Annotated in this window: 30 protein-coding genes; 12 read left to right on the top strand and 18 right to left on the bottom strand. The window is 63.3% G+C overall.

The window, feature by feature from the left end:
- Nucleotides 1-69: 69 nt before the first annotated feature.
- The 10 genes from EQG66_RS06955 to EQG66_RS07000 form a co-directional block, all read right to left on the bottom strand.
- Nucleotides 70-861: a class I SAM-dependent methyltransferase gene (locus tag EQG66_RS06955; protein ID WP_425470228.1), complete on the bottom strand. Its 792-nt coding sequence runs from the start codon at nucleotides 859-861 to the stop codon at nucleotides 70-72.
- 103 nt (nucleotides 862-964) lie between these two features.
- On the bottom strand, nucleotides 965-2,512 hold the full coding sequence (locus EQG66_RS06960; protein WP_129403869.1) for a TadA family conjugal transfer-associated ATPase: 1,548 nt from the start codon (nucleotides 2,510-2,512) through the stop codon (nucleotides 965-967).
- 86 nt (nucleotides 2,513-2,598) lie between these two features.
- Nucleotides 2,599-4,098 carry a hypothetical protein gene (locus tag EQG66_RS06965; protein WP_129403870.1) on the bottom strand — a complete coding sequence of 500 codons (1,500 nt, stop codon included), beginning with the start codon at nucleotides 4,096-4,098 and terminating at the stop codon, nucleotides 2,599-2,601.
- 67 nt (nucleotides 4,099-4,165) lie between these two features.
- On the bottom strand, nucleotides 4,166-4,420 hold the full coding sequence (locus tag EQG66_RS06970; RefSeq protein WP_129403871.1) for an ATP synthase F1 subunit epsilon: 255 nt from the start codon (nucleotides 4,418-4,420) through the stop codon (nucleotides 4,166-4,168).
- A gap of 1 nt (nucleotide 4,421) precedes the next feature.
- Nucleotides 4,422-4,988, bottom strand: coding sequence for a hypothetical protein (locus tag EQG66_RS06975; RefSeq protein ID WP_129403872.1), 567 nt, complete (start codon nucleotides 4,986-4,988; stop codon nucleotides 4,422-4,424).
- Nucleotides 4,989-4,991: 3 nt separating this feature from the next.
- On the bottom strand, nucleotides 4,992-6,461 hold the full coding sequence (gene atpD, locus EQG66_RS06980) for a F0F1 ATP synthase subunit beta (protein ID WP_129403873.1): 1,470 nt from the start codon (nucleotides 6,459-6,461) through the stop codon (nucleotides 4,992-4,994).
- 26 nt (nucleotides 6,462-6,487) lie between these two features.
- Complete coding sequence (locus tag EQG66_RS06985) at nucleotides 6,488-7,357, bottom strand: F0F1 ATP synthase subunit gamma (protein WP_129403874.1); 870 nt, start codon at nucleotides 7,355-7,357, stop codon at nucleotides 6,488-6,490.
- Between the two features lie 80 nt (nucleotides 7,358-7,437).
- Complete coding sequence (gene atpA, locus EQG66_RS06990) at nucleotides 7,438-8,967, bottom strand: F0F1 ATP synthase subunit alpha (protein WP_129403875.1); 1,530 nt, start codon at nucleotides 8,965-8,967, stop codon at nucleotides 7,438-7,440.
- Between the two features lie 2 nt (nucleotides 8,968-8,969).
- Nucleotides 8,970-9,524, bottom strand: a complete 555-nt coding sequence (locus EQG66_RS06995; protein WP_129403876.1) for a F0F1 ATP synthase subunit delta — start codon at nucleotides 9,522-9,524, stop codon at nucleotides 8,970-8,972.
- Nucleotides 9,525-9,648: 124 nt separating this feature from the next.
- On the bottom strand, nucleotides 9,649-11,223 hold the full coding sequence (locus EQG66_RS07000) for a S1C family serine protease (RefSeq protein ID WP_129403877.1): 1,575 nt from the start codon (nucleotides 11,221-11,223) through the stop codon (nucleotides 9,649-9,651).
- Between the two features lie 125 nt (nucleotides 11,224-11,348).
- On the opposite strand from EQG66_RS07000, the gene EQG66_RS07005 reads away from it, so the two are divergent.
- The 7 genes from EQG66_RS07005 to grxD all read left to right on the top strand — a co-directional run bounded on the left by EQG66_RS07005 (nucleotide 11,349) and on the right by grxD (nucleotide 16,055).
- Nucleotides 11,349-11,819, top strand: a complete 471-nt coding sequence (locus EQG66_RS07005) for a DUF1203 domain-containing protein (RefSeq protein WP_129403878.1) — start codon at nucleotides 11,349-11,351, stop codon at nucleotides 11,817-11,819.
- The gene (ada, locus tag EQG66_RS07010) at nucleotides 11,779-12,876 is read left to right on the top strand and encodes a bifunctional DNA-binding transcriptional regulator/O6-methylguanine-DNA methyltransferase Ada (protein ID WP_425470229.1); all 1,098 of its coding nucleotides are present in this window, start codon (nucleotides 11,779-11,781) and stop codon (nucleotides 12,874-12,876) included. The genes EQG66_RS07005 and ada overlap by 41 nt, the downstream gene beginning before the upstream one ends.
- A gap of 37 nt (nucleotides 12,877-12,913) precedes the next feature.
- On the top strand, nucleotides 12,914-14,353 hold the full coding sequence (gene leuC, locus EQG66_RS07015; protein WP_129403879.1) for a 3-isopropylmalate dehydratase large subunit: 1,440 nt from the start codon (nucleotides 12,914-12,916) through the stop codon (nucleotides 14,351-14,353).
- Nucleotides 14,354-14,468: 115 nt separating this feature from the next.
- Nucleotides 14,469-15,062 carry a 3-isopropylmalate dehydratase small subunit gene (gene leuD / locus EQG66_RS07020; protein WP_129403880.1) on the top strand — a complete coding sequence of 198 codons (594 nt, stop codon included), beginning with the start codon at nucleotides 14,469-14,471 and terminating at the stop codon, nucleotides 15,060-15,062.
- A 56-nt stretch (nucleotides 15,063-15,118) separates the two neighbouring features.
- Nucleotides 15,119-15,445: a DUF1476 domain-containing protein gene (locus tag EQG66_RS07025; RefSeq protein ID WP_129403881.1), complete on the top strand. Its 327-nt coding sequence runs from the start codon at nucleotides 15,119-15,121 to the stop codon at nucleotides 15,443-15,445.
- A 10-nt stretch (nucleotides 15,446-15,455) separates the two neighbouring features.
- Nucleotides 15,456-15,692 (top strand): BolA/IbaG family iron-sulfur metabolism protein, encoded by a 237-nt coding sequence (locus EQG66_RS07030; protein ID WP_129403882.1) that lies wholly within the window; start codon nucleotides 15,456-15,458, stop codon nucleotides 15,690-15,692.
- Between the two features lie 33 nt (nucleotides 15,693-15,725).
- Nucleotides 15,726-16,055 (top strand): Grx4 family monothiol glutaredoxin, encoded by a 330-nt coding sequence (gene grxD, locus EQG66_RS07035; RefSeq protein ID WP_129403883.1) that lies wholly within the window; start codon nucleotides 15,726-15,728, stop codon nucleotides 16,053-16,055.
- An 11-nt stretch (nucleotides 16,056-16,066) separates the two neighbouring features.
- Here the strand turns inward: grxD and EQG66_RS07040 are convergent, their stop codons facing one another.
- Complete coding sequence (locus EQG66_RS07040) at nucleotides 16,067-16,564, bottom strand: SRPBCC domain-containing protein (RefSeq protein ID WP_129403884.1); 498 nt, start codon at nucleotides 16,562-16,564, stop codon at nucleotides 16,067-16,069.
- Nucleotides 16,561-16,902, bottom strand: a complete 342-nt coding sequence (locus EQG66_RS07045) for an ArsR/SmtB family transcription factor (RefSeq protein ID WP_129403885.1) — start codon at nucleotides 16,900-16,902, stop codon at nucleotides 16,561-16,563. Before EQG66_RS07045 ends, EQG66_RS07040 begins: the two co-directional genes overlap by 4 nt.
- Before the next feature lie 334 nt (nucleotides 16,903-17,236).
- Here EQG66_RS07045 and EQG66_RS07050 point away from each other — a divergent pair, with 334 nt between their 5' ends.
- Together EQG66_RS07050 and EQG66_RS07055 are read left to right on the top strand one after the other, a co-directional pair.
- Nucleotides 17,237-18,127 (top strand): MBL fold metallo-hydrolase, encoded by an 891-nt coding sequence (locus EQG66_RS07050; RefSeq protein ID WP_129403886.1) that lies wholly within the window; start codon nucleotides 17,237-17,239, stop codon nucleotides 18,125-18,127.
- Entirely contained in the window at nucleotides 18,124-18,918 is a 795-nt protein-coding gene (locus EQG66_RS07055; protein ID WP_129403887.1) for a DUF4230 domain-containing protein, read from the top strand. The genes EQG66_RS07050 and EQG66_RS07055 overlap by 4 nt, the downstream gene beginning before the upstream one ends.
- Here the strand turns inward: EQG66_RS07055 and EQG66_RS07060 are convergent.
- A complete protein-coding gene (locus EQG66_RS07060) occupies nucleotides 18,912-19,604 on the bottom strand; it encodes a ferritin-like domain-containing protein (RefSeq protein WP_129403888.1) in 693 nt (230 codons plus the stop codon). The genes EQG66_RS07055 and EQG66_RS07060 overlap by 7 nt on opposite strands.
- Before the next feature lie 74 nt (nucleotides 19,605-19,678).
- Here EQG66_RS07060 and nadA point away from each other — a divergent pair, with 74 nt between their 5' ends.
- The gene (nadA, locus tag EQG66_RS07065; RefSeq protein ID WP_129403889.1) at nucleotides 19,679-20,668 is read left to right on the top strand and encodes a quinolinate synthase NadA; all 990 of its coding nucleotides are present in this window, start codon (nucleotides 19,679-19,681) and stop codon (nucleotides 20,666-20,668) included.
- Between the two features lie 2 nt (nucleotides 20,669-20,670).
- On the opposite strand, the gene EQG66_RS07070 is transcribed toward nadA, so the two are convergent.
- Together EQG66_RS07070 and EQG66_RS07075 are read right to left on the bottom strand one after the other, a co-directional pair.
- Complete coding sequence (locus EQG66_RS07070; RefSeq protein ID WP_245987924.1) at nucleotides 20,671-20,955, bottom strand: helix-turn-helix domain-containing protein; 285 nt, start codon at nucleotides 20,953-20,955, stop codon at nucleotides 20,671-20,673.
- Complete coding sequence (locus EQG66_RS07075; protein WP_129403891.1) at nucleotides 20,921-21,196, bottom strand: BrnT family toxin; 276 nt, start codon at nucleotides 21,194-21,196, stop codon at nucleotides 20,921-20,923. Before EQG66_RS07075 ends, EQG66_RS07070 begins: the two co-directional genes overlap by 35 nt.
- A gap of 64 nt (nucleotides 21,197-21,260) precedes the next feature.
- Between EQG66_RS07075 and nadC the strand changes: the two genes are divergently transcribed.
- Together nadC and EQG66_RS07085 are read left to right on the top strand one after the other, a co-directional pair.
- Nucleotides 21,261-22,121, top strand: a complete 861-nt coding sequence (gene nadC, locus EQG66_RS07080; protein WP_129403892.1) for a carboxylating nicotinate-nucleotide diphosphorylase — start codon at nucleotides 21,261-21,263, stop codon at nucleotides 22,119-22,121.
- Nucleotides 22,108-22,836, top strand: coding sequence for a ribonuclease T2 family protein (locus tag EQG66_RS07085; RefSeq protein WP_129403893.1), 729 nt, complete (start codon nucleotides 22,108-22,110; stop codon nucleotides 22,834-22,836). Before nadC ends, EQG66_RS07085 begins: the two co-directional genes overlap by 14 nt.
- Nucleotides 22,837-22,839: 3 nt before the next feature.
- Here EQG66_RS07085 and EQG66_RS07090 read toward each other — a convergent pair whose 3' ends face one another.
- The 3 genes from EQG66_RS07090 to EQG66_RS07100 are packed head-to-tail and all read right to left on the bottom strand — an operon-like array spanning nucleotide 22,840 to nucleotide 25,822.
- On the bottom strand, nucleotides 22,840-24,018 hold the full coding sequence (locus tag EQG66_RS07090) for a BaiN/RdsA family NAD(P)/FAD-dependent oxidoreductase (RefSeq protein WP_129403894.1): 1,179 nt from the start codon (nucleotides 24,016-24,018) through the stop codon (nucleotides 22,840-22,842).
- Nucleotides 24,015-25,643: an NAD(P)/FAD-dependent oxidoreductase gene (locus tag EQG66_RS07095; protein ID WP_129403895.1), complete on the bottom strand. Its 1,629-nt coding sequence runs from the start codon at nucleotides 25,641-25,643 to the stop codon at nucleotides 24,015-24,017. Before EQG66_RS07095 ends, EQG66_RS07090 begins: the two co-directional genes overlap by 4 nt.
- Nucleotides 25,643-25,822: a hypothetical protein gene (locus EQG66_RS07100; RefSeq protein ID WP_129403896.1), complete on the bottom strand. Its 180-nt coding sequence runs from the start codon at nucleotides 25,820-25,822 to the stop codon at nucleotides 25,643-25,645. Before EQG66_RS07100 ends, EQG66_RS07095 begins: the two co-directional genes overlap by 1 nt.

Raw genomic sequence — 25,822 nt, forward strand, 5'->3', positions numbered from 1 at the left:
GGCCTGCATTAACGTGATCGGGCGTCAGTGCAATGGCCTTAGCGCCACTACAGCGAGGCGCGGCTTTGGTCAGCCCTTCGGCTTGCGGAAGCGCAGCGTCATGCGGTCGCTTTCCCCTATGGCGAGATACTTGTCGCGGTCGGCCGCGCCGTTCGTCAGCGTGGGCGGCAGGGTCCACACGCCCTTTTCCCAATCGGCGCTGTCCTTGGGGTTGGCGTTGATCTCTGACTGAGCCTCCAGCACGAAGCCCGCCTCCTCTGCCAGCTTGCGCACGGTCGAGATCTTCAGATAGCCGCTGGTCTTTTCCATCGCGGCGTCGCGAGACTCAGGCAGGCGGTGATCTACCACGCCCAGAGTGCCGCCCGGCTTGAGCAGCTTGAAGAAGGTGGCGAACGCCGCCGGTGCGGCATCCTTCATCACAAGGTTATGGACATTGCGGAAGGTGAGGATGGTATCGACGCTGCCCGCCGCTATCGCCTCACCCACCGGCCAGTCGACAAAGCGGATATGCGCGCCGGTGAACCGGGCTTTGAGCTTGTCCAGCCCCGCGCCGGGCGCCTGCGCGCCGATATAGTGGCCATGGCCGGCAACAAGCGGCGCGAGAATTTCGGTATACCAGCCGCCGCCGGGGTTGAATTCCAGCACGGTGTCGGTGGGCTTCACGCCGAAGAAGCTGAGCGTCTTAGCCGGATGGCGATATTGGTCGCGCGCGAGGTTCTCCGGCGTGCGGGCAGGGGATGCGACGGCAGCGGCGATGGCAGGGTCCGCGTGCGCGGCGTGATGTTGCGCCGAAACGGGCGCGCCCGAAAATGCGAGCGGGAGCATGGCCGCAAAAGCAAGGCATCTTGAAAGGCGCGGCATGAATTACTCTCCGGCAGTTGGGGGTGTTGCCAGAGACTATATGCCCTCCGCGGCCAGCGCAATGCACTGTCGTGAGATTACGGGATGAGCCGTTGGCAGCCGATTAGAGGCAGGCGTCGAGCATCGCCTGATCGAAGCCAAAGCCGCGCGCCTTTTCCAGCGTATAGGGGCGCAGGCCCATGGAGCGATATTCGCCGATGATTTTGCCGTTGGCATCCTCGGAAATATATTCGAACTTGAACAGCTCCTGCGTCACGATCACCTCGCCCTCCATTCCGATGACTTCGGTGACGTTGGTGACGCGGCGGGAGCCATCGCGCAGGCGCTTCACCTGCACGATGAGGTCGACCGAGTCGGCGATCTGCTTTGAGATCGCTTCCTTGGGGATCTTGATGTCGCCCATCAGGATCATGTTCTCCATACGGCCCAGGCACTCGCGGGGTGAGTTGGAGTGAAGCGTACACATGGAGCCATCATGGCCGGTGTTCATGGCGGCGAGGAGATCGAAACACTCCGCGCCGCGAATTTCGCCGAGGATGATGCGATCCGGCCGCATACGCAGCGCGTTCTTGACGAGATCGCCGATGGTGATGGCGCCTTGCCCCTCAAGGTTTGCGGGGCGAGTTTCAAGCGGGAGCCAGTGCGGCTGTTGCAGGCGGAGTTCGGCCGCGTCCTCGATCGTCAACACACGCTCGCCGGGGTCGATCATCTTTGAGAGGGCGTTGAGCATCGTCGTCTTACCCGAACCGGTGCCGCCGGAAATGACGATGTTGAAGCGGCAGGCGCCCGCGATCTTGAGGGCGGTGCACATCTTCTGGCTCATCGCGCCCCATTCGGCGAGATTATCGAGCGTGATCGGCTTGGCGGAGAATTTACGGATAGAGATGGCGGTGCCGCGCAAGCTCAATGGCGGCACGATCACGTTGACGCGCGAGCCATCGGGCAGGCGGGCGTCCGCCAGCGGTGTCGTCTGGTCAACGCGGCGGCCAACCTTGTTGACGATGCGTTGCGCGATCTGGAACAGATGCTCCTCATCGCGAAACTGGATCGGCGCGATCTGAAGCTTGCCCTTCTTTTCGATGTAGGTCTGGAGCGGGCCGTTGACCATGATATCCGAAATATCCGGGTCTTGAATCAGCTCTTCCAACGGGCCGAGGCCGAGCAACTCGTCGACCAGCACCTTCTCCAGCGCGAACTGCTCGCGCCGGTTGAGCGTGAGCTTCAGCTCGGCCAGAACTTCCATGATGATCGGGCGGAATTCCTCGGCCAGTTCATCCTTGGTGAGGGTGGCGGCGGCTTCCGGGTCCACGCGCTCCAGCAGGCGGGGCAGCACCTGCTCCTTGATCTTGTGGACAGACGCCTCGAACCCCTGCGGGCCTTCCTGAACGCTGTGATCGGTGTTCATGCGATCCTGAAGGCGAGCCATCGCCTCGGCGTTTTTGGCTTGCTGGGGCGAGAGTTCCTCGCCATCGAGCGCGGGCAGGGCGGTGGGGTCCAGCGGCGGGAACTGTGCGCCGCCCATAGGGTCAGCCGGGATCGCCGGGCTCTCCCCGCCACCGGCGGATTGCGGCGTGACCACATGCATGGGCTTTGCCACGCCAAAGGCGGGCCGCATGGCTCCTGGGCCGTTTTTTCGTCCGAATGCGCTCATTATCTGCCTGTTTCGCCCAAAGTCCTACGCAAGCACGATAGCCGTGAAACTTTGCCAAAATGCTAATTTCCGGGATTTAGCAGGCTTTACAGGCCGGAGGGGCGGCGCCAGTCGTTCGGCCAGCAACGCGCCGGCTCCTGCGCCGGGACGGGATAGGGGGCGCTGGGGCGGATGAGACTGGGCATTTCGGCCAGCGGAGCGAGGTAGGTGCCCTTGGGATAATCCCCGAAATTCGCTTCCCATGCCTTGAAAAAGCTGCATTGCCCCCATGGAGCGGCGGGATAGCGAAACGCGCGGGCGATTTCGAAGGTGCCGGTGGCGCTGCCGATCAGCAGCATCGCTATCAGCCATTTGCGGGCCTCGCGCCGGCCTTCGCTGGTGTCGATCAGGACACGCGCGACCATCAGCATCAGCAGCGTAAGCGGCGGGATCGAGGCGCGCATCGCGAAATCGACCGACCAACCGATCTGCACCAGCGGCATCAGCAACAGGCAGGCGGCTACCATTGCTACAAGAACGCGGTCCCGCCGATCCGCGAACGCTATCGCCACCACCGGCACCAGATAGGGCAGCACCTCGATGAGCTGAAACAGCAGCCACATGATCGGATCTATCGGGAACAGACGCGCGCCCACCTCATGATTGGCCGAGCCGAGATACAGCAGCGCCGGGATCGCGATAAGGCTGGCGAGCGCGGGGAAGGCGGCGTCGGTCCAGCGGATGGCCCATGGCCGCAGCGCGCTAAGCCCCGCCATCAGCGCGAATGGCGCGAGACCCATCAGCGCCAGCGGGGACCAGAGCGCCGCGAAGGGCAGCGGCACGAGGAACTGACCCAGCGAAATCCGGCCCGCGCGGTGGAGCAGGAACAGCACCGCGCCCATCCACCCGATCAGCGCATGATGCGGCACCCAGAAGATCAGCGTGATGGTGGAGGAATATTGGAGCAGGTTGGTCCAGAACTCCAGATGCTCTGCCAGCATGCGGTGCGCAAGCAGCTGGCCGACGATGTCCAGCCCGCTGAATGTAAGGAAGACCGCAAGGGTAATGCGCCGCGCGCGACGATGCGGGAACAACGGGGCAGCAAGCGCCATGATGATGCCAAGAAGGCTGGCGTTCTGGATCAGCAGCGCGATGTCTGCCGCTGTTGGCCCCAATGCCTTCCACGCGAGCGCAGGCACGAAATACATGCCGATCGGCCCGCGCAGGACATCGGGCAGATCGCGCGCGGTGTAGACAAACGGCCACGGGTTTATCGCCATATCGCGCAACACGGCGTCTCGCACCTGCCAGTCGACATTGGCATAAAGCAGCCGCCCCTCGCCGCCGAGGATGAGCAGCGCCAGCGCAATGCCGAGGCATGTCAGCAGAGTCTTGAGGCTTGGGCCGCGCGGCCATTGGGCGTGCGCTGCCTGGCGGGAGAGCATGATGCAGAGCAAAAGGATCACCGCGCCCGCCGCCGCATAGGCCCAGAGCGGCATGATATCGAGAAAGCGCCAGAGCAGGAGCTGGATAAGCCCCAGATAGCCGGTCAGCAGGCCGATGAGCCAGCTTGTGGGGATCTGGATATTGAGCGGGCGTCTGTTCATGCCGTCCGCTTAGCGCAGAAAGTGCTTAATTGTCGTTAGCGGCGGTAGACCGGGGCCATGCAGGCACTCAGCCCGCTTTCTCCGCCAGCACGGTGAGGCCGTTTTCATTGACCTCGGCAAAGCCGCCGACGACGGGGATCGCTTCGGGCGCGCTGGTGGCGCTCTCGAACACGAGGATATCGCCATCGCGCACGGTGGACATGAAGGGCGCATGGCCTTCCAGCACGCCGAAGTCGCCTTCCGCGCCGGGCACGACAACCTGATATACATCCGCCGAGCGGACAAGCTTTTCAGGGGTTACGAGTTCGAAATGCAGTGCCATGTTATTTCCTAATCTTATAAAACACAGTTGTTAGAAATTGGACCCTATCAGTTCGACCACCAGCTTTTGTCGCTCGCGAGATGACCATTTCAGCATTATTATCAGCTTTATTAACGAAATTGCTGGACGTCATATCTGCCTCAGACTTGACGTCCACCTCTTTCCATTCTTTGCCTTGTTTGAAGTCGGACACAATCGATTCAGCAGCAGGTTGAAGATCGGATGGTCCGCCCCCGGCAACATTGCAAACAGGATTAATATTAGAGGCAACGACGAATATCCCATTCCCGTTACCGCCGTTCAGCCGCCAAAAATTGGTTGCTTGGGACATCAACTCAGTCGGGAGAACACCGATAGGTAGTCCGCCAATTGCTATAAGTTTATCACCGAGACCAATTTTATAGGCAAATGACTGATTGTCTTCTGCCCAAGATTTCGGGTCGAGAATCCATTTCTGGCAGGCATGGACGCCGTCCGACATCGCTGTTTGAAGCTGTCCTGTCTCTGCTTGAGCCAAAGACGTACACCAGCTCCAAATCACAAACGTTAGAGAGGCGAACAGCCTCATCGCTTACGCCGCCTCAGCAGCCAGCTTCTTGCCCTTTTCGATGGCTTCGTCGATGCCGCCAACCATGTAGAACGCGGCTTCGGGCAGGTGGTCATATTCGCCATCGACGACTGCCTTGAAGCTCTTCACGGTGTCCTCGATCTGCACGAACTTGCCGGGGATGCCGGTGAAGACCTCTGCGACGTGGAACGGCTGGCTGAGGAAGCGCTGGATCTTGCGGGCGCGGGCGACGGTGAGCTTGTCCTCTTCCGACAGCTCGTCCATGCCGAGAATGGCGATGATATCCTGCAGCGACTTGTACTTCTGAAGCGTTTCCTGAACGCGGCGCGCGGTCTCGTAGTGCTCCTGACCCACAACAGCGGCGGTCAGCACGCGCGAGGTGGAGTCGAGCGGATCGACCGCCGGATAGATGCCCAGCTCCGAGATCGCGCGGTTAAGCACCGTGGTGGCGTCCAAGTGCGCGAAGGATGCGGCTGGCGCCGGGTCGGTAAGGTCGTCCGCAGGCACGTAGATCGCCTGCACCGAGGTGATCGAACCCTTGGTGGTGGAGGTGATACGCTCCTGCAGCGCGCCCATGTCGGTCGCGAGCGTCGGCTGATAGCCCACCGCGGAAGGAATACGGCCCAGCAGCGCCGACACTTCCGAGCCCGCCTGGGTGAAGCGGAAGATGTTGTCGACGAAGAAGAGCACGTCCTGCCCTTCCTGATCGCGGAAATATTCGGCCATGGTGAGGCCGGAGAGCGCAACGCGTGCGCGGGCGCCCGGCGGCTCGTTCATCTGGCCGAACACGAGGGCAACCTTGGAGCCTTCGCTGGTGGCGTTGCCGTCAGCGTCCTTGGCGATAACGCCCGCGTCGAGGAATTCGTGATAGAGGTCGTTACCCTCGCGGGTGCGCTCGCCCACGCCCGCGAACACCGAGGTGCCGCCGTGGCCCTTGGCGATGTTGTTGATCAGCTCCTGAATGAGCACGGTCTTTCCGACGCCCGCGCCGCCGAACAGGCCGATCTTGCCTCCCTTCGCATATGGGGCGAGCAGATCGATCACCTTGATGCCGGTGACGAGAATGGAGGTTTCGGTCGACTGATCAACGAACAGCGGCGCCTCTGCATGGATCGGCGCGCGCGCCTTGGTGACGACCGGGCCACGCTCGTCGATCGGTTCGCCGATGACGTTGAGGATGCGGCCGAGAGTTTCGGGGCCGACGGGAACGGAGATCTGCGCGCCGGTGTCGGTCACTTCCTGACCGCGCGTCAAGCCGTCGGTCGAGTCCATCGCGATGGTGCGGACGGTGTTCTCGCCGAGGTGCTGGGCGACCTCAAGGACGAGTTTCTGGCCGTTGTTGCTGGTCTCCAGCGCGTTCAAAATCGCGGGGAGCGCATCGGGGAAGGTCACGTCGACGACGGCGCCGATGACCTGGCTGATGCGGCCAACATTGTTGGTGCTTGTCTTGGCGGAGGTGGGCTTACGGGCCATGTCTGCTGCTTCCTTGCCTGCTGTTCTTAAAGCGCTTCTGCGCCAGAGATGATTTCGACGAGTTCGGTGGTGATTGCAGCCTGACGGCTGCGGTTATATTCGATGGTGAGGCGGTTGATGAGGTCGCCCGCGTTGCGCGTGGCGTTGTCCATCGCGGTCATTGACGCGCCTTGCTCGGATGCCTCGCGCTCCAGAAGCGCGCCGAAAAGCTGCGTCTTCACATAGCGGGGCAGGAGCTGCTCAAGGATTTCCTCCTCGCCCGGCTCATATTCCACCACCGCGCCATTGGCCGACGCAGCGGCAGGGGCGGGGACGGGGATGAGCTGGGTGACGGTCGGGTCTTGCGCGAGGGCGGACTTGAAGATCGGGAAGATCAGGTGGGCGACATCAAACTTGCCCGCCTCATACATCGCAACCAGTTCCGCCGCGATTTCGCCCGCTTCGGTGAAACCGGGGGTACGCACGGCGCTGGTATCAAAGCCTTCACCGACGCGGCTGGGGTGCTCCCGGCGCAGCGGCGCGCGGCCCTTTTTGCCGACGAGGTAGAACTGAACGTCTTTGCCCGCGCCGATCAGCTCTGCCGCCTTGAGCTTGGCTGCCTTGACGATGTTGGAGTTCAAGCCGCCGCACAGACCTTTGTCGGTATTGACGACGACGAGCAGGTGGCGCTGGTCCGATCCGGTTCCGGCGAGCAGCTTGGGCGCGCCATCGCCCGAAACCTTGCCCGCGAGGCTCGCCATCACCGCGCCGAGGCGCTCTGCATAGGGGCGCGCGGCCTCGGCGGCGGCCTGCGCCTTGCGCAGCTTGGCCGCAGCGACCATCTGCTTGGCCTTGGTGATCTTCTGGGTCGATTTGACCGACCCGATCCGGCCCTTGAGTTCCTTCAGACTAGCCATTCAAGTCCCTTTTTGTGTTCCTGCGAAAGCAGGAACCCAGTGGCCCTGGGCTCCTGCCTGCGCAGGAGCACAAGATGATGTTAAGCAAACGTCTTGCCAAAGCTGTCGAGCGCGGCCTTCAGCTTCGCCTTCGGCTCGTCGCCCAGATCCTTGCTGTCGCGGATGCTCTTGAGCACGTCGGCATGATCGCTGCGCAGATAGGCGAGCATCGCGGCCTCATAGCGCGTCACGTCACCCACCGCGATGCCATCGAGATAGCCGTTGGTGCCCGCGAAGATCGACGCGGTCTGCTCCTCAAACGGCAGCGGCGAGAACTGGGGCTGCTTCAGCAGCTCAGTGAGGCGCGCACCGCGATTGAGCAGCTTTTGCGTGGAGGCGTCAAGGTCCGAACCGAACTGGGCGAACGCGGCCATTTCGCGATACTGCGCCAGCTCCAGCTTGATGGACCCGGACACCTTCTTCATCGCCTTGGTCTGCGCGGCGGAGCCGACGCGCGACACCGAGAGGCCGACGTTGATCGCCGGACGGATGCCCTGATAGAAGAGGTTGGTTTCGAGGAAGATCTGGCCGTCGGTGATCGAGATCACGTTGGTCGGGATATAGGCCGACACGTCGCCCGCCTGCGTCTCGATGATCGGCAGCGCGGTGAGCGAGCCGCCACCGTTTGCGTCGCTCATCTTCGCCGCGCGCTCCAGCAGGCGGCTGTGCAAATAGAACACGTCGCCCGGATAGGCTTCGCGGCCCGGAGGACGACGCAGCAGCAGCGACATCTGGCGATAGGCGACCGCCTGCTTGGAAAGGTCGTCATACACGATCACGGCGTGCATGCCGTTGTCGCGGAAATATTCGCCCATCGTCACGCCGGTATAGGGCGCGAGATACTGAAGCGGGGCGGGCTCCGAAGCGGTCGCGGCGATGACGATGGAATATTCCATCGCGCCATTCTCTTCGAGCTGGCGGACGATCTGCGCCACGGTCGAGCGCTTCTGGCCGACGGCGACATAGATGCAGTAGAGCTTCTTGCTCTCATCATCGCCCGCGTTGACGCCCTTCTGGTTGATGAAGGTGTCGATGGCGACGGCGGTCTTGCCAGTCTGACGGTCGCCGATGATCAGCTCGCGCTGGCCGCGACCGACGGGCACGAGCGCGTCAATCGCCTTGAGGCCGGTCTGCACCGGCTCTGAAACGGACTGGCGGGGGATGATGCCCGGCGCCTTCTTTTCCACGCGCATGCGCGCCTCGGCGACGATCGGGCCTTTGCCGTCAATCGGGTTGCCGAGGCCATCGACCACGCGGCCGAGCAAGCCCTTGCCGACGGGCACGTCCACGATGGTGCCGGTGCGCTTGACGACATCGCCTTCCTTGATTTCGGCGTCAGAGCCGAAGATCACGACGCCGACATTGTCCGCTTCAAGGTTGAGCGCCATGCCCTGCACGCCGTTGGCGAACTGGACCATCTCGCCCGCCTGCACATTGTCCAGACCATGGATGCGGGCAATACCGTCACCGACGCTGAGCACGGAGCCGACTTCGCTCACCTGTGCTTCGGTGCCGAAATTGGCGATCTGGTCCTTGATGACCTTGGAAATTTCTGCGGCGTTAATGTCCATGTTCAGCCTTTCATCGCCTGGGCGAGACTATTCAAACGAGTGCGGATGGAGGAATCGATCATCTGGCTGCCGATCTTGACGACCAGCCCACCGAGGACCGAGGGATCGACCTTCAGGTCAACCGCGACATCGCGGCCGACGCGGGCCTTCAGCGCCTTTTCCAGCGCCGTGACCTGGGTCTTGGCGAGCGGATGGGCGGAGGTGACTTCGGCGCGACTCTCGCCCTTGTGGTTGGAGAGCAACGTTTCAAACGCGCGGATCGCGGCGCCGAGCTGGGAGAGGCGGCGGCCCTGCGCCATCACGCCGAGGAATTTGCGGGTCAGCGGATCAAGGCCCATCGCTTCGCCCACGGCGGCAACGGCCTTGGTGGCTGCCTCGCGGCCGATGACCGGGCTGATGGTGAGGGAGCGCAGTTCAGCCGATTCGCCCAGCGCCTTTTTCAGCGTTGCAAGGCTCTCCGCAACCGAATCGAGCTGGTTATTGTCACGGGCCAGTTCGAACAGCGCCAGCGCGTAACGCCCGCTTAAGCTAGCCTGAATGCCGCCGGAATTCTCCACGCGCCTGATGTCCTCCAGTTCGATATGCCGCGTTCGGGAACAGGGAAAAGCGCATAGCGCCAGCCCCTCAAACGTGGGCGCCGGTTAGCAGGGGTCTTTCGCTGTTGCAAGATGGTGGAGGAGATTAGTTTTGCGGTGAGGTTTCAGACGGGCCGTCTGATGGCTTGCGTGTGCACTGATAGACCAGCCGCTCGTTGGGCTGGGCGGGCAGGAGAGCGCGGATCTGGCCGTGCGCCTGTTGTATCCGGCTCAGGGTGGCTGGATCCGCCGTGCATCCCTTCGCCGCCAGCTTAGCCTCGATCTTGCGTGCCTGCTCCATCGTTGTGGCGTTGGGCAGAAAGCGTTCTACCTTATATGATCCGTCAGCCGGATCGAAACTGGCAACGGAGATGCTCTGGTCGTCGTGGAGCGAGAGGCGGTTCCAGCTCTTGTCGGCCTGCACGAACTGGCGCGCACCATCGGCGCAGCCCTCCGGCGTCCAAGCGATGCTGGAGTCCTGCGTATCGGAAAAGATGATGCGGCTGCGCGCTTCGTCGATGCGGCAGATATTCTCTCCGTTTGCGTCATAGGCCGGCACGGTGACTGGGAAGGTGGCGTTCTCGGCGGGCAGGGCGTCGGCCACCTTGTCTGCTATGCCGGAGAAGGACGGGCGGAGCAGGAACACCGCCACCGCCGCCACGATCAGCACTCCGCCGCCGATCATCGCCCATTTGCGCTGGCGAGGCTTGTGCTCTGCGTTGAACATCATCGCACCGCCAAAGGCGAGGCCGCCTAGCACCAGCAACACGCCCGAAAGCGCCATCATGTTCTCGCGCGCCGAGACGATATCCTGAGAGGCCTGCTCGCGCGCGGCGGAGAGCGCCTTCTGCTCCGCCATTGCCGCCTGCTGTTCCTGCTGTTGCTGCTTGAGCAAGGCGTCGGCCTGCATCTTCGCTTCCAGCACTTCCAGCTCCGCCATGCTGCGGCAGGGGACGGGGGTGCGGCGGAACTGCACGCCCGCCTGACGGAGGAACGAGGCGATTTCGCGATTCGATACGGCAAAGCCGAATTCAGCGTCCGCCGCGCTTTCCGCGACCGAGCCCATGCTGTTCAGGCCCAGCACCCGCCCGCAATCATCGACCAGCGGCCCGCCGCTGTTGCCGGCCGCAATCGGCGCTGTGTGGAGGATCGTATCGAACGCCTGGCTGGAGCGCCCGGTCGAGACTGCGCCGCCGGTCTTTACCGGTTCGAGCGGCTGGACCATCTCATTGAGGTCAAGCCCCTGCGCCCTGTCTACCGTCGCCGGATAGCCGACGGCGGTGACATGCTGGCCATCCATCACGCCGCCGGCAAAGAACGTGGCGACCGGCAGGCGCGCGTCTTTCACTTCGATCAACGCGAGGTCATTGCCGGTAGAATAAGCTATCAGCTTGCCGCCATAGCCGCGCTTGCCCTCGGTGGGGACGACGCCGACTGTAAGGTTTTTTTCGCTGCGCAGGATTTCCACCACATGCGCGTTGGTCAGCACCTTGTCCGGTGCGACGGCGACGCCGCTGCCGTGGCCGACGAAATAGGCCTGATCGCCGTTGGTAGCGATGATGACCACGCGCACCACCGACCGCACCGCGACGGCGACATCCTGCTGCTCTGCGCTGATGGGTGCCGCAGGGAAAGCAAGGAGGCTGATAATGATCAGGAGGCGGCGAAGCAGGCGTTTCATTGGCAGGATATGTATGACGGCGCGCGAACGAGGGAAAGCGATTCCTGCTTTGAACGCAAGAAACGGGAAGCATCATCCAGATATATGGGTCTAACCCCTATGCGCACAACGAGTAGGAGGCGTGAATGGCGTATAAAGTTTCAGGATTATCCAAAGCGGATTTTGTCGATCTGTTTGTGATGACCGATGATGCCTTGGCCCAGATAAACGCGAAAAGGGTGCGTGCAACGGGGCCTGGCTTTCCATGTCGGATATCCCTTCAGGACGCGAAGCTGGGAGATACCCTGATTTTACTCCATCATGTCAGTCATGACGTGGCAACGCCGTATCGGTCAGCATATGCCATCTATGTCAATGAGACAGCGGCAGATACGTCTCCCTATATCGATACCACCCCGCCAGTCTTTGTCGGCAGGCCGATTGCACTGAGAGGTTTCACCGGGGAGGGTATGCTCCACGCCGCGTCTCTCGCATTGCCGGGGGAGGCGGACATAAAAATTCGGGCACTGTTGGCGGACCCGGACATTGCCTATATCCACGCTCACAATGCGGCACATGGCTGCTATTCAGCGCGAATTGATCGTTATGATGATTGATGAGGAAGGTGCCTATCTAGCGATTAGCGTTCGCGACCGCGCGCAAGATGGGCACTTCGTCTTTGCCGTGCGCTCCACTGGCATTTACTGCAAGCCGAGCTGCCCGGCGCGCCGGCCTCGGCGCGAGAATGTGGCGTTCTTCGCCGGTGGCGAGCCCGCGCGGGCGGCAGGATATCGGCCTTGCCTGCGGTGCAGGCCCGACGAAGCGGCGCGGGATACACGAGCGGTCGAGCGGGCGCTGGCGCTGTTGGAAAGCGCTGAGGAGCGAGTGTCCCTTTCCGCGCTGGCGGAGGCGGTCGGCTATGCTGCGCACCATTTTCAGCGTATTTTCAAACAGAGGACAGGCGTTTCTCCCGCTGCTTATGCGCGGGCGGTGCGGGCGAGACGGGCAGAGGCAGCGCTGGAGGGAGACGGCGCCGGGCGCATCACCGATGCGGCCTATGACGCGGGCTATGCCGCGCCCAGCCGCTTTTACGCCGAGGCGAAGGGGAGGATGGGCATGACACCAAGGGCATGGAGAAATGGCGGCGCGGGTGAGCGCATCCGCGCGAGCGTGGCGGCAAGTTCGCTCGGCCCGCTGCTGGTTGCCGCGACCGACAAGGGGCTGTGCCGCATTGCATTTGATGAGACGGAGGCGGATCTGCGTGCCCGGTTCCCCCACGCCGAGATACTGCCGCCCGACGCTTCCTTTGCCGCGCTGGTGCAGGCGGTGGTGGCGATGGTCGATGATCCCGCCCGTGCGCAGGCCGACCTGCCCACAGACGCGCGCGGCACCGCGTTTCAGCAGGCGGTGTGGCAGGCGTTGCGCGCGATCCCCGCTGGCGAGACGCGCAGCTATGCCCAAATCGCCGCATCGATAGGCCGCCCGCAAGCGGTGCGCGCGACGGGAACGGCCTGTGGCGACAATGCGCTTGCCGTGCTTGTTCCCTGCCACAGAGTATTGCGCAGCGATGGCGGGCTGGGCGGCTATGCCTATGGGCTGGAACGGAAGCGCGCGCTGCTGGCGCGTGAGGGAGTACTCCAGCCCACACAACATGCGGGCAAGCCCAAAGGCTGAATTGATTCAGCGCTTATATGCCGCTAGGGGGCATGGCATGACACAGCCACGCACCTTGTATGAGAAAATCTGGGACGCCCATATTGTCGAGCGGCAGGCGGACGGCACCTGCCTCATCTATATCGACCGGCATCTCGTTCATGAAGTGACCAGCCCGCAGGCGTTCGAGGGGCTGCGCATGGCGGGCCGCAGGGTGCGTCGGCCGGATCTGACGCTCGCCGTGCCGGATCATAACCTGCCCACCACAGCGCGGGTCGATGCGGCGGGCAAGCGCTTGCCGATTGCGGACCCGGAAAGCGCGCAGCAGCTTGCGGCGCTGGAGCGGAACGCGCCGGAGTTTGGCGTCAAATATATCGGCGCGACCGATGCGGAGCAGGGCATCGTCCATGTCGTCGGGCCGGAGCAGGGCTTCACGCTGCCGGGCACGACGCTTGTCTGCGGAGACAGCCACACGGCGGCGCACGGCGCGCTGGGTGCCTTGGCGTTCGGCATCGGCACCAGCGAGGTCGAGCATGTGCTGGCGACGCAGACGCTGTTGCTGAAGCCCAGCAAGACGATGGAGATTCGCGTCGAGGGTCAGCTTGGCCCCGGCGTCACGCCCAAGGACGTGATCCTGCATGTGATCGGTGTGATCGGCACGGCGGGCGGCACCGGCCATGTGATCGAGTATCGCGGCACTGTGTTCGAGGAGATGTCGATCGAAGGGCGGTTGACGGTCTCCAACATGTCGATCGAGGGAGGCGCGCGCGCTGGCCTCTTTGCGCCCGATGACAAGACCTTTGCCTATTTGAAGGGCCGCCCGATGGCGCCCAAGGGCGCAGACTGGGACGCCGCCGTTGCGTATTGGAAGAGTCTTGTGACCGACGAAGGCGCGCGGTTTGACAAGACGGTGCGCATCGATGCCGCAGACATCGCGCCGACCGTCACATGGGGCACAAGCCCTGAGGATGTCGTGCCGATCAGCGGCGTGGTGCCTGCGCCGGAGAGTTTTACCGATCCGTCCAAACGCGCGGCGGCGGAAAAGGCGCTGGACTATATGGGCCTCACTGCCGGTCAGCGGATGGAGGATGTTTCGGTGCAGCATGTCTTCATCGGCAGTTGCACCAACAGCCGGATCGAGGATCTGCGCGCCGCAGCCGCAATAGCCAAGGGGCGCAAAGTGGCTCCGGGTATCAAACAGGCGCTGATCGTGCCCGGCTCCGGGCTGGTGAAGCGGCAGGCCGAGGCCGAGGGGCTGGACCGCATCTTCATCGAGGCTGGGTTCGAGTGGCGCGAGCCGGGCTGCTCCATGTGTCTCGCGATGAACCCGGACAAGGTGCCAGCGGGTGAGCGCTGCGCCTCCACATCCAACCGCAATTTCATGGGGCGGCAGGGGCCGGGCGCACGCACCCACCTCGTTTCCCCCGCAATGGCGGCGGCGGCGGCGGTGACGGGGCATCTGACCGATGTGAGAGAACTGACAGGAGTGATGGCATGAAGCGCGCGTTCTGGGTACTGGCGCTCGGCGCACTCGTCAGCGCGGTGATGGCGGCGACCATCGGCCGGGCGGAAGACGCGCATGTTCCCCCCGCGCAGGTCGAGGGGGCGCGCTGATGGAGCCGATCAACACCGTCGAAGGCCGCGCCTATCCGCTGGGTGTAAAGAATGTCGACACAGACATGATTATCGCCGCCAAGTGGCTGAAGGGCATCACCCGCGCCGGGCTGGGGCAGGGCGCGTTCGAGGCGCTGCGGGCCGAGCCGGGCAATGTGTTCGATGACCCCACCTATAAGGGCAGCCCGATCCTGATCGCGGGCGACAATTTCGGCTGCGGATCGAGCCGCGAACATGCGGCCTGGGCGCTCATCGACATGGGCGTCAGGGTCGTGATCGCGCCAAGCTTCTCGGACATTTTCTCCGGCAATGCCTTCAAGAATGGCATTTTGACGGTCGCGCTGCCGCAAGACGCGATAGACCGGCTGATGGAGGTGGCGAAGACCGATCCCATCCATATCGATCTCGAAAGCCAGACCGTCACCACGCCGTTTCAGGACCGCTTCACCTTCGAAGTCGATCCGTTTCGCAAAACCTGCCTGCTCGGTGGGCTGGACGAGATCGGCCTCACACTGGCGCGGACCGACAGCATCGGCGCGTTCGAACAGGCGCGGGCGGACGATCAGCCCTGGCTGGCTCCGGCGCTTGTCTGAGGGGGCGGGCGCTCCTATCTATAGGTTTAGATTCACTCACACTGCAGGCAGGCAATATGACCGATTTCAACGACCGTGAACGCGCATTCGAAGCCAAATTCGCGCATGACGAGGAACTCCAGTTTCGCATCATCGCGCGCCGCAACCGGCTGCTGGGCGAATGGGCGGGCGCGAAGATGGGCCTGACGGCCGCCGAGACCGATGCCTATGCCAAGGCCGTGGTACAGGCCGACTTTGAGGAAGCGGGCGACGAGGACGTGATCCGCAAGCTGGTGGGCGATCTGACCAGCGCCGGTGTCGAGATTGACGAGCCGACCGTGCGTACAGCTTTGGAAGAGCAGGAAGTCATCGCGCGGCGCATGTTCATCGAACCGCAGGCTTAAGGCGCGTATCATGGCAATGGCCGCCGACGAGATTGAGGCGCTGATCCGCGCAGGCATCCCCGATGCGAGGATCGAGATCACCGATCTGCGCGGCGATGGCGATCATTATGCCGCGCGGGTGGAGGCGGAGAGCTTCCGTGGGCTAAGCCGGGTGAAGCAGCATCAGGCTGTTTATAACGCGCTCGGCGGCAGGATGGGCGGTGTGCTCCATGCCTTGCAACTGACCACCGCCGTCCCCAACTCATAAGATATAAGCCGCCAGCAAACCGAGGAACCGATCATGAATGACGTAGATAGCCGCATCGCGCAGATTGTGGGCAGCCATGATGTCGTGCTGTTCATGAAGGGTACGCCCTTGTTTCCGCAATGCGGATTTTCCAGCCGCGCCGTCGCCATTCTCAATCATCTCAATGTCGAGTTCGAGAGCGTTGACGTGTTGCAGGATCAGGAAGTGCGCCAGGGCATCAAGAGCTTTTCCGACTGGCCGACAATCCCCCAGCTTTATGTGAAGGGCGAGTTCGTGGGCGGCAGCGACATCATGATGGAAATGTACGAGGCGGGAGAGCTGCAACAAATGTTCGCCGATAGCGGTCTTTCTAACGCGGGTTGATCTGCGGCCGCTTACTCCGCTCCGACGAACCGCGCTAGTTTGCCGAGCGTTTGCAGGCCCAGCGCCTCTGCTCCGAAGCCTTTCGCCTCTTGCCATTCGGCGGCGGTTGTAAAGGTCATCGCCAGCGTCACTCTGGTCGTGCTGTCATCCAGTTCCTCCAACACCACAGATGCGTGGGCATGTTCCGGTCCGTTTTCTCCCCATAGTAATGTGTAGGCAATATGCTCCTCAGGCCGGACCTCGGTGTAGAGATGGTGGTTGGGAAAGACGGTGCCGTCGGGGGCGATCATATCGAACACCCATTCTCCACCAGTGCGCAGGTCGATGCGCTGCGTGCGGCAGGAAAAGCCGTCCGGCCCCCACCATGAAGGCAATGTTTCCGGGTTTATCCAGGCGCCCCATACGGCTGAACGCGGCGCGTTGATCACCCGGTGCAGCACCATGGTACGCGCGGCAACATCGGGGTCGAGCGGTGGGGTAGTGCTGGCTTCATTTTTGGGGTCGGTCATTGTTCATCGTCCTTCATAATTTGCATCACAAACGCATCGAGCCTGTCGAGCCGCGCTTCCCATTGGGCGCGCTGCTCTTCGATCCAGCTCCGCACAGGCTCCAGTGCTTCCGGCACGAGGGCACAGGTGCGGGTACGCCCGTCCTTGAAGCTGGTGATCAGCCCTGCCTCTTCCAGCACCGCGAGATGCCGCATGACCGTGGGCAGCTTGAGGCCGGTAGGTTCGGCCAGCTCCGTTACTGGCGCGGGTGCTTTGGCGAGACGGGTGAGTGCACCGCGGCGGGTGTCATCGGCGAGGGCGTGAAACAGCCGGGAGAGGGTGGGATCATGCTTAGCCATATGGCTAACTATCGCGCTGCCGCTCTGGGCGCAAGCAAATTAGTTTGCCAACCGGCTAACTATTGTAGCTGTGATCCTGGAGGAGACCGGGTGGGGGATGCGCGGCGGAGACTGGGCCTGCTAACATCCCCCTGTGGGTCAAGGTAGGTAGTGCCTTTCTTATAAGCACGGCGCGTGCCAGATGGACAGAAGGACGGGTAAAGGCCGGTTGCAGTGGTTAATGAGATTTTCACCCCATCCGACATTGTAAAAAAAACCGACAAATTTGGGTGTTATCAGCGCTTTTGATATCGAACCGCTTGCGTCCGGGCTGCTGATGCGCACATGAGAAGGTATGACACCACCTTTTGACATGGCATCCCTGCCTACCGGAGAGGCGATGCGCCTCTCGCCGCTGGTGGCGCGGGTGCTGGCGCCCAATCCCTCGCCCTTCACCTATACCGGCACGCAGAGCTATGTCGTAGGCCGTGAGGATGTCGCGATTATCGACCCCGGCCCGGCGGACGACGCGCATCTCGATGCGCTGATCGCCACTATTGCCGGGCGGCCGGTGCGGGCTATCGTCTGCACCCATACCCACCGCGATCATAGCCCGGCGGCCGCGCTGCTGGCCGAGCGGATGAAGGCGCCGATTATCGGCTGTGCGCCGTTGACGCTGGAGGATGACGGCCCGCGCGCCGACGCAGCGTTCGATGCGGACTATAGGCCGGATGAGGCGCTGGCCGATGGCGCAATCCTTTCCGGCGATGGCTGGACGATTGTGGCAGTGGCGACACCGGGGCACACCTCCAACCATCTCTGCTATGCCCTGCGCGAGGAAGGGGCGCTGTTCACCGGCGATCATGTGATGGGCTGGTCCACCAGCGTCGTCTCGCCGCCGGATGGCGACATGGCGGACTATATGCGCTCGATGCAGAAGCTGCTGGAGCGGGACGACGCGATTTATTATCCCGCGCATGGCGAGGCGGTGGAAAGCCCGCAACGGCTGGTGCGCGGGATGATGGGCCATCGCAAGCACCGTGAGGGGCAGATTTTGCGCCATCTGGAGAGCGGCGAGGGGCTGGGCCGCAGCATCGGCGATATGGTGCCGGAGATGTACAAGGGCGTCGATAAACGTCTTCACTCCGCCGCCGAACGTTCCGTGCTTGCACATCTGCTTGACCTTGAGCAGCGCGGGCTGGCACAGCATGTGCTGGACGACGTGTGGAGGGTGGCGCACCAATGAAAAAGCTGATTGTACCCATCATCATCGGGCTGGTGATGTTCGGCGCGGCGTTTGGCGGGGCGTTCTATTTCTTTCGGTCTGACAAGGCCCGGCAGGAAGCCGCGATCAAATCCGTCACCGCAACGGTGCTGGAGGCTTTGCAAAAGCAGGGCAAGGCTGTGGTCTATACCGGGCGGGTGGTAGCGGTGGCCGCGCCCGATGCAGCAGAGGCGCCTGAGCCTGCCACGCCAAAGACAGAAGCAGCACCCCACGCGCCTGACGCCGCAGCTACGCATAAGGACACCCCGCACAAGGAGGTGGCCGCGCCCCACACGCCTGCGCCCGCTGCGGCCCATGCCGATGAGGAGGCCGAGGGCGCGCACTCTGCCCCTGCGGCCGGGCCGGGCGGGAAATATGCCATCGTCCCCGCCACGGTCCGCTATGAGCTGGATTTCAAGGCGTTGCGCAACAAGGATGTAGTCTGGGATGAGGAAGCGCAGGCGCTTAAGGTAATGCTCCCCGCGCTGACCATCGCCGAGCCGGAGATAGACGCTGCGAATATCCGCCAGATCGGCGGGGCTGCGCCAGAGGACGCCGTGCGTCGTGGCGCGCTCGGTTCGCTGCTCGAACAAGCGCGGGAAGACTCGGCACTGGGCCAGGCGCGTGAGACGGCGCGGCAAATGGTGGAACGCGCCTTCGCGATGCCTCTGCTGGTCGAGGGCGTCAAGAAAGCAAAAGTCGTCGTCCGCTTTGCCGATGAGCCAGCCGATGAAGACGAGGAAGAGGGCGGCGGTGCCCCAGGCGGTCACTGAAGCGCGAATGCTTGGCTGGCTGGTTGCCCCTTTAATGGTATCGAATCATGCTCATGCTGCCAGTCCGTCCGGCGTTTCAGCCACGGATTGAGGAACAGCAGCGGCAGTTTCCACAGGATCAGGCTTTTGTGCACAAACGCATCGGCCAGCCGCTCGCCCAGCGTTGGCTGCCAGCCACCATGTGCCCTCAGCCACGCGTCATAGGGCATCCAGTGGCTCGGCTCATCGCGCTCCACTACCTTGAAAAGCTGATAGAGCGCGCGCTCGCGCCGGATCACGCCCATGTTGAGCAGCTTGTCCACCTGCCACATGCCGCGCTTTTCGGTGAGGATGATGACGCGGCACAGCCGGTTGAACATGGCCTCGCTCGCCACCACTGCGTCGGTATCCAGCGCATCGATGTCGCAGCCGAAGGTCAGGCGGATCATCTTGTCGATATGCGCGCAGGTCTTGTCCGCCGCGTAGGGCATATAGCCCAGATGCTCGAAATAGCGGCGGAACATATGATAATGCTTTTCCTCGTCCGCCCGGTGCTTTTCCACGGCGGCGATGAACGCGGTGGCCTCAGGGTGGCGGCGGCGCACGGCTTCTAAAACGCGATCAAGACTGGAATATCCGCGATGCTCGTTGAAAATATAGATAGACCCCAATATGTCGAGGTAGCGGCGGCGTAAGGCTGCAATCATACAGAATACTCTCATGCGGTGCGGATGGCGTCAAACATATTGAGCCAGCTGCAAACACGGAAGGATCATCATAAATGACGGCGCAACCCGTTGAATCCCTTGCTGGGCTGGATCTTCTGGCCGAGATCAACCGGCTGAAGAAAGAGCGCAACGCGGTGATCCTGGCGCATTATTACCAGAAGCCGGAAATTCAGGATCTGGCGGATTTCGTGGGCGACTCGCTGGAGCTGTCGAAAAAGGCGGCGGCGACGGACGCGGACGTGATCGTTTTTTCCGGTGTGCGCTTCATGGCGGAGACGGCGAAAATCCTCGCGCCAGACAAGATCGTGGTGCTGCCGGACATGGACGCCGGCTGTTCGCTTGAGGACAGCTGCCCGCCGGACAAGTTCGCCGCGTTTCGTGCGGAGCACCCGGATCATATCGCGCTTACCTATATCAACTGTTCGACCGAGGTGAAGGCGCTGTCCGACATCATTGTCACCAGCAGTAGCGCGGAGAAAATCCTGAGCCAGATACCGCCTGAACAGAAGATCATCTTCGGGCCGGACCGGCATCTCGGCGGATACCTCACGCGCAAGCTGGGGCGGGACATGCTGCTCTGGCCGGGCGTGTGCATCGTGCACGAGGCGTTCAGCGAGACGGAGTTGCTGAAGCTCAAGGCTCAGCACCCCACTGCGCCCGTCGCCGCGCACCCGGAATGCCCGGCCTATATCTTGGATCATGCCGATTATGTCGGGTCGACCAGCGGCATATTGGAGTTTTCCAAGACCATGCCGGGCGACACGCTGATCGTCGCGACCGAGCCGCACATCATCCACCAGATGCAAAAGGCGATGCCGGAGAAGACCTTCATCGGCGCGCCGGGCGCGGACGGCAACTGCAACTGCAATATCTGCCCCTATATGGCGCTGAATACGCTGGAGAAAATCTATCTCTGCCTGCGTGATCTGACCCCGCGGATCGAGATGGACGAGGAGCTGCGCGTGCAGGCGAAGAAGAGCCTTGACCGGATGCTGGAAATGGCGGCGGGGACGATCGGGCAGGGGGATCTGGGGGCGCGGTAGGCCTAGCTCGCAATCACCCGCTTCACCATCTCCGGCTCTGCCTCGATCACCTTGAGATAGGCGCGCACGGCGGGCGGGGGCATATAGCGCCCGATTTCATACTGGCGGATGCTGACGGCGGGGATGCCGAACGTGCGGCCAAATTCCTCCTGGCTCAGCCCAAGCCGGTTGCGCAGCTTGCGGACGCGTCGGCCCATAAGGCCACGCTCCAGCGCGGCGACGCTGACGTCCCTGTCTTCAGAGTCATTGGGATCAGCGGGGGTCGCTATCATAGTCTCTTTGTTCACGCGCATTGCTCCTTCTGACTGAGATCATGCGGATGGTATCGCCACGCCAGACATGGATCGCGGTATATAACTTGCCGTCGACTGTGCCGATTGCCTTGTAGCGTTCTTCCTCGTCGCCTATTCGGATCGTAGGCACCACGAGATGGTCCGCATCATCAAACACCCGCCTGCCAAATGCGAGCGGTAGTTTGTGTTTGAAGAGGTTGGCTGCGTCCTTATCCGCATCAAACTCGATCTCCATCTATGGACTATATGTGATTCACACAGTCATTGCAATGAAAACAGAATCCGCTAGGTGAGGGGGCATGACCTTCTCCCTCCCCCATTTCGATCTTCCTGCCTTCATCGCTTCCACTCTGGCCGAAGACCTCGGCGGGCCTTTGGGCGCAGGTGGGCGGGACGTCACCAGCGAGAGCGTGATCCCGGCGGATGCGCGCTTTTCGGGCGTGATGGACAGCCGCGACGCGGTAACGGTCGCTGGCCTGCCGCTGGCCGAGGCGTTTTTCCGTGCGCTCGATCCGGCCGTCGAGATCGAGATACTGGTGGGCGAGGGGGAGCGGGTGCCGGCGGGCACGGACCTGATGCGGCTGTCGGGCAATGCGCGGGCGCTGCTGACTGCCGAGCGGTCTGCGCTGAATACCGTTCAGCACCTCACCGGCATCGCGACGATGACGCGCGCTTATGTGGACAGGATCGCGGGCACTTCAGCCACGCTGCTCGATACGCGCAAGACCATTCCGGGCCTGCGCGTGCTGGAGAAATATGCGACGCGGCAAGGCGGCGCGACTAACCACCGTATGGGCCTCTATGACGCGGCGATGATCAAGGACAATCATGTCGCGGTGGCGGGCGGCATCGGCGAGGCGGTGCGCCGCGCGGCAAGCGCCGGGATTGAGCGCATCATCGTGGAAGTCGACCGGATCGACCAGATTGAACCGGCACTGGCGGCTGGCGCGACGCATCTGCTGCTCGACAATATGGACCCGCCGACACTGCGCGGCGCGGTGACTTTGGTGGGTGGGCGCGCGCCGACTGAGGCGAGCGGCGGTGTGAAGCTGGAGACGATCCGCGCGATCGCAGAAACCGGCGTCACCTATATCAGCGTCGGGCGGCTGACGCAGAGCGCGCCTGCCGCCGACATCGGGCTGGACTTTGCGGCGGAGTAAGGCGGCGCTGGTCGTCGGCCTAGTGCTGGCGGTGGCGCCCTTGGCAGCGCACGCTCAGGCACAATCCTGCACCCTGCCGGAGCGGATCAACCCGCCGCGCGCGGGCACCACGCCCCGCCCGGATGAAGTGCGGCGCATGGAGGTGGGCGGCTATACGCTGGCGCTGAGCTGGACGCCGCAATATTGCGCCCGCGCGCCCAAGGGAGACATGCAGTGCGACCTGCGCAATGGCCGCTTCGGCTTTGTGCTGCATGGCCTGTGGCCCGATGGCGTGGCGAAGGACGGGCGCAGCGGCGGCTGGCCGCAATATTGCGCGCCTGCCGCGCCGGTGAGCCGCGCGACGATCGCCGCCAATTTCTGCATGATGCCCTCGGTACGGTTGATGCAGCATCAGTGGGCCAAGCACGGCACCTGCATGGCGCGCAGCCCGGACGCGTATTTCACCCGCGCCCGCAAAGCCTATCAGGCGCTGCGCCTGCCGGACATGGGCTATTTCGCCGCGCAATATCGCGTGACGGCCGGGCAGATCGCTGGAGCCATCGCGCGCAAGAATCCGGGGATGACGATCGACATGATCCGGGTGCAGGCGAGCGACTATGGCTTGCTGGATGAGGTGTGGATCTGCCTCGATACCGGCTTTCGTTCCACCCGTTGCGCGGCTGGAAAGGCTGGCGTTTCGCCCAATGCGCGCATCCGTGTCAGGAGCGGATATTAGCGGCTAGAGGGCCGTGCCCGCCGCGTGGCCGCTCGCCCATGCCCACTGGAAGTTATAGCCGCCGAGCCAGCCGGTAACGTCCACCGCCTCGCCAATGGTATAGAGGCCGGGCACCGCCTTTGCCATCATGCTCTGGGAAGACAGCGCGGCGGTGGAGATGCCACCCGCCGTCACTTCCGCCTTGGCATAGCCTTCGGTGCCGCTGGGGGTGAACGGCCAGTCTGAGAGGCGCGCATGGGCGGCGCGCAGCGCCTTGTCGCTTGAGGAGCCGAGTTCGCCGCCAGTGCCGATCCGCTCCAGCAGCGCCTGAGCCAGCCTGTCGGGCAGATGCTCTGCCAGCACACGGCGCAACGGGGTGCGCGGGCGGGCGCGCTTTTCGGCTAACAGCCAGTCGGGCGGCGTGTCAGGCAGGAAATTGACCGAGATCGGCGTGCGATGCTGCCAGTAGGAGGAGATTTGCAGCATCGCCGGGCCGGAGAGGCCGCGATGGGTGAACAGCGCCGCCTCGCGAAAGCGCACCTTGTTCCAGCGCACCTCGACGGGTGCGGAGACGCCCGATAGCTCAGTGAAGAGCGCGTCTTCGGCGCCCAGCGTGAACGGGACCAGCGCAGGCCGGGGCTGGACAATGCCGAGGCCGAAGCGGCGGGCGACGTCATAGGCAAAGCCGGTCGCGCCCATTTTGGGGATGGAGGGGCCACCTGTCGCCAGCACGAGCGCGGGGGCACTATGTTCCCGGCCGTTGATCGTGACGCGGAAGCGCCCGTCGGCATGGGCGATGTCAGCGACCGGGTGGCCGAGCGCTATCGTCACACCCGCGCCCGCACATTCGCTTGCCAGCATATCAACGATTTGGCGCGCAGAGCCGTCGCAGAAGAGTTGGCCCAGCGTCTTTTCATGCCAGGCGATGCCGTGGCGTTCGACCAGGGCAATGAAATCCTGCGGAGTATAGCGTCCCAGTGCGGACTTTGCGAAATGCGGGTTGGCGGAGAGATAGCGGTCCGGCGCGGTGTGAATGTTGGTGAAGTTGCAGCGCCCACCGCCCGAAATCAGGATTTTCTTGCCCGGCGCATCGGCATGATCGACCAGCAGGATGCGCTTGCCGCGAGCGCCAGCCGTCATCGCGCACATCATCCCCGCCGCACCCGCGCCGAGGATGATGGCATCGTAATCGGGATCAGTCACGCGGCCATCATGCTGGCTGCGACCGCCTCGGCCACCTTGATCCCGTCGATCGCGGCGGAGAGGATGCCGCCGGCATAGCCCGCGCCTTCGCCCGCCGGGAACAGCCGTTCGGCGTTGAGGCTCTGGAAATCCTTGCCGCGCGTGATCCGCACGGGCGAAGAGGTGCGTGTTTCGACGCCGGTCATCACCGCGTCCGGGTGGTCATAGCGCGCGATCTGGCGGCCAAAGACGGGCAGCGCCTCGCGCATCGCCTCCACCGCGAAGGCGGGCAGGCAGCGGGAAAGATCCGTCATTGTCACGCCGGGCTTGTAGGAGGGGGTGACTTCGCCCAGCGCGGTGGAGGGGCGCTGGTTCAGGAAATCGCCCACGCGCTGCCCCGGTGCGGAATAGGTGCCGCCGCCTGCTTCAAAGGCAAGCGACTCCCAGTGCCGCTGAAACGCGATCCCCGCGAGCGGCCCATCGGGATAATCCCGCGCAGGGTCTATGCCCACCACCAGCCCGGAATTGGCGTTGAACTCCGCGCGGCTATACTGGCTCATGCCGTTGGTGACGACGCGGCCTTCCTCGGATGTGGCCGCCACCACCCGCCCACCGGGGCACATGCAAAAGCTGTAAACCGTGCGGCCATTCGCGCAGTGGTGGGAGAGGCTATAGGCCGCAGCCCCCAGATCCGGATGGCCTGCGCAATTGCCGAAGCGCGCTGTGTCGATCCAGCTTTGTGGATGCTCGATGCGCACGCCGATGGAGAAGGGCTTGGCCTCGATATGGACGCCGCGCGCGTGCAGCATCTCGAAGGTGGGGCGCGCACTGTGGCCCACGGCGAGGACGACATGATCGGCCTCGATGAAGCTGCCGTCCGCCAGATGCAGCCCGCGCAGGCGTTTGCGGCCATCGGGCAGGGGATCGAGCGCGAGATCGTCCACCCGCGTCTGCCAGCGATATTCTCCGCCCAGTTCCTCGATCGTGCGGCGCATGCTCTCGACCATCGTCACGAGGCGGAAGGTGCCGATATGGGGGTGCGCCTCCCAGAGGATGTCATCCGGCGCGCCTGCCTTGACGAACTCCTCCAGCACCTTGCGACCGAGGAAGCGCGGATCCTTGACGCGGCAGTAGAGCTTGCCGTCGGAGAAGGTGCCCGCGCCGCCCTCGCCAAATTGCACATTGCTGTCGGGGTTCAGCTCTGCGCGGCGCCATAGGCCCCAAGTGTCCTTGGTGCGTTCGCGCACCACCTTGCCGCGATCGAGGATGATCGGGCGGAAGCCCATCTGCGCAAGGATCAGCCCGGCGAACAGGCCGCATGGCCCGGCGCCGATGACGACCGGGCGCAGGGCGTTCCACCCCTCTGGCGCACGGGTGGGGAAGGTATAGGCCATATCGGGCGTGGGGCGCACATCCTTGTCACCCGCCAGCCGCGCCAGCAGCTCTGCCTCTGTCTGTGCGTCCAGTTCGATGTCGAGCGTATAAACGAGCAGGATCGCGGTGCGCTTGCGCGCATCGTTGCCGCGCTTGAAAACCTTGAACCCGCGCAATGCCTCTCGCGCGATGCCGAGGCGCGCGCAGATCGCGGGTGCCAGCGCATCAGGCGCGTGATCAAGGGGCAGGGACAGGCCGGAAAGACGGATCATCAGCGCAGCTTTGCGATTGTCAGCCCATCGGTGCGCGCGCGTTCCTTCACCGACTCCTCGCTGCGGGTCAGCGCCTTGGCAATGGCTTTCAAGGCCATGCCCTTTTTCGCCAGCGTATGCAGCTTCTGGATCTCGGCAGAGGTCCAGGGCTGGCGATGTCGTTCGAACTTTTCGGCCAT

This window comes from Sphingobium fluviale (assembly GCF_004122115.1).
In the GTDB taxonomy this organism is placed as follows: domain Bacteria; phylum Pseudomonadota; class Alphaproteobacteria; order Sphingomonadales; family Sphingomonadaceae; genus Sphingobium; species Sphingobium fluviale.

Excerpts from the sequence above, each read along its gene's own strand:
- EQG66_RS06955 (WP_425470228.1), bottom strand. The coding sequence starts at position 861 with ATGCCGCGCCTTTCAAGATGCCTTGCTTTTGCGGCCATGCTCCCGCTC.
- EQG66_RS06960 (WP_129403869.1), bottom strand. The coding sequence starts at position 2,512 with ATGAGCGCATTCGGACGAAAAAACGGCCCAGGAGCCATGCGGCCCGCC.
- EQG66_RS06965 (WP_129403870.1), bottom strand. The coding sequence starts at position 4,098 with ATGAACAGACGCCCGCTCAATATCCAGATCCCCACAAGCTGGCTCATC.
- EQG66_RS06970 (WP_129403871.1), bottom strand. The coding sequence starts at position 4,420 with ATGGCACTGCATTTCGAACTCGTAACCCCTGAAAAGCTTGTCCGCTCG.
- EQG66_RS06975 (WP_129403872.1), bottom strand. The coding sequence starts at position 4,988 with ATGAGGCTGTTCGCCTCTCTAACGTTTGTGATTTGGAGCTGGTGTACG.
- atpD (WP_129403873.1), bottom strand. The coding sequence starts at position 6,461 with ATGGCCCGTAAGCCCACCTCCGCCAAGACAAGCACCAACAATGTTGGC.
- EQG66_RS06985 (WP_129403874.1), bottom strand. The coding sequence starts at position 7,357 with ATGGCTAGTCTGAAGGAACTCAAGGGCCGGATCGGGTCGGTCAAATCG.
- atpA (WP_129403875.1), bottom strand. The coding sequence starts at position 8,967 with ATGGACATTAACGCCGCAGAAATTTCCAAGGTCATCAAGGACCAGATC.
- EQG66_RS07000 (WP_129403877.1), bottom strand. The coding sequence starts at position 11,223 with ATGAAACGCCTGCTTCGCCGCCTCCTGATCATTATCAGCCTCCTTGCT.
- EQG66_RS07005 (WP_129403878.1), top strand. The coding sequence starts at position 11,349 with ATGGCGTATAAAGTTTCAGGATTATCCAAAGCGGATTTTGTCGATCTG.
- ada (WP_425470229.1), top strand. The coding sequence starts at position 11,779 with ATGGCTGCTATTCAGCGCGAATTGATCGTTATGATGATTGATGAGGAA.
- leuC (WP_129403879.1), top strand. The coding sequence starts at position 12,914 with ATGACACAGCCACGCACCTTGTATGAGAAAATCTGGGACGCCCATATT.
- leuD (WP_129403880.1), top strand. The coding sequence starts at position 14,469 with ATGGAGCCGATCAACACCGTCGAAGGCCGCGCCTATCCGCTGGGTGTA.
- EQG66_RS07025 (WP_129403881.1), top strand. The coding sequence starts at position 15,119 with ATGACCGATTTCAACGACCGTGAACGCGCATTCGAAGCCAAATTCGCG.
- EQG66_RS07030 (WP_129403882.1), top strand. The coding sequence starts at position 15,456 with ATGGCAATGGCCGCCGACGAGATTGAGGCGCTGATCCGCGCAGGCATC.
- grxD (WP_129403883.1), top strand. The coding sequence starts at position 15,726 with ATGAATGACGTAGATAGCCGCATCGCGCAGATTGTGGGCAGCCATGAT.
- EQG66_RS07040 (WP_129403884.1), bottom strand. The coding sequence starts at position 16,564 with ATGACCGACCCCAAAAATGAAGCCAGCACTACCCCACCGCTCGACCCC.
- EQG66_RS07045 (WP_129403885.1), bottom strand. The coding sequence starts at position 16,902 with ATGGCTAAGCATGATCCCACCCTCTCCCGGCTGTTTCACGCCCTCGCC.
- EQG66_RS07050 (WP_129403886.1), top strand. The coding sequence starts at position 17,237 with ATGACACCACCTTTTGACATGGCATCCCTGCCTACCGGAGAGGCGATG.
- EQG66_RS07055 (WP_129403887.1), top strand. The coding sequence starts at position 18,124 with ATGAAAAAGCTGATTGTACCCATCATCATCGGGCTGGTGATGTTCGGC.
- EQG66_RS07060 (WP_129403888.1), bottom strand. The coding sequence starts at position 19,604 with ATGATTGCAGCCTTACGCCGCCGCTACCTCGACATATTGGGGTCTATC.
- nadA (WP_129403889.1), top strand. The coding sequence starts at position 19,679 with ATGACGGCGCAACCCGTTGAATCCCTTGCTGGGCTGGATCTTCTGGCC.
- EQG66_RS07075 (WP_129403891.1), bottom strand. The coding sequence starts at position 21,196 with ATGGAGATCGAGTTTGATGCGGATAAGGACGCAGCCAACCTCTTCAAA.
- nadC (WP_129403892.1), top strand. The coding sequence starts at position 21,261 with ATGACCTTCTCCCTCCCCCATTTCGATCTTCCTGCCTTCATCGCTTCC.
- EQG66_RS07095 (WP_129403895.1), bottom strand. The coding sequence starts at position 25,643 with ATGATCCGTCTTTCCGGCCTGTCCCTGCCCCTTGATCACGCGCCTGAT.
- EQG66_RS07100 (WP_129403896.1), bottom strand. The coding sequence starts at position 25,822 with ATGGCCGAAAAGTTCGAACGACATCGCCAGCCCTGGACCTCTGCCGAG.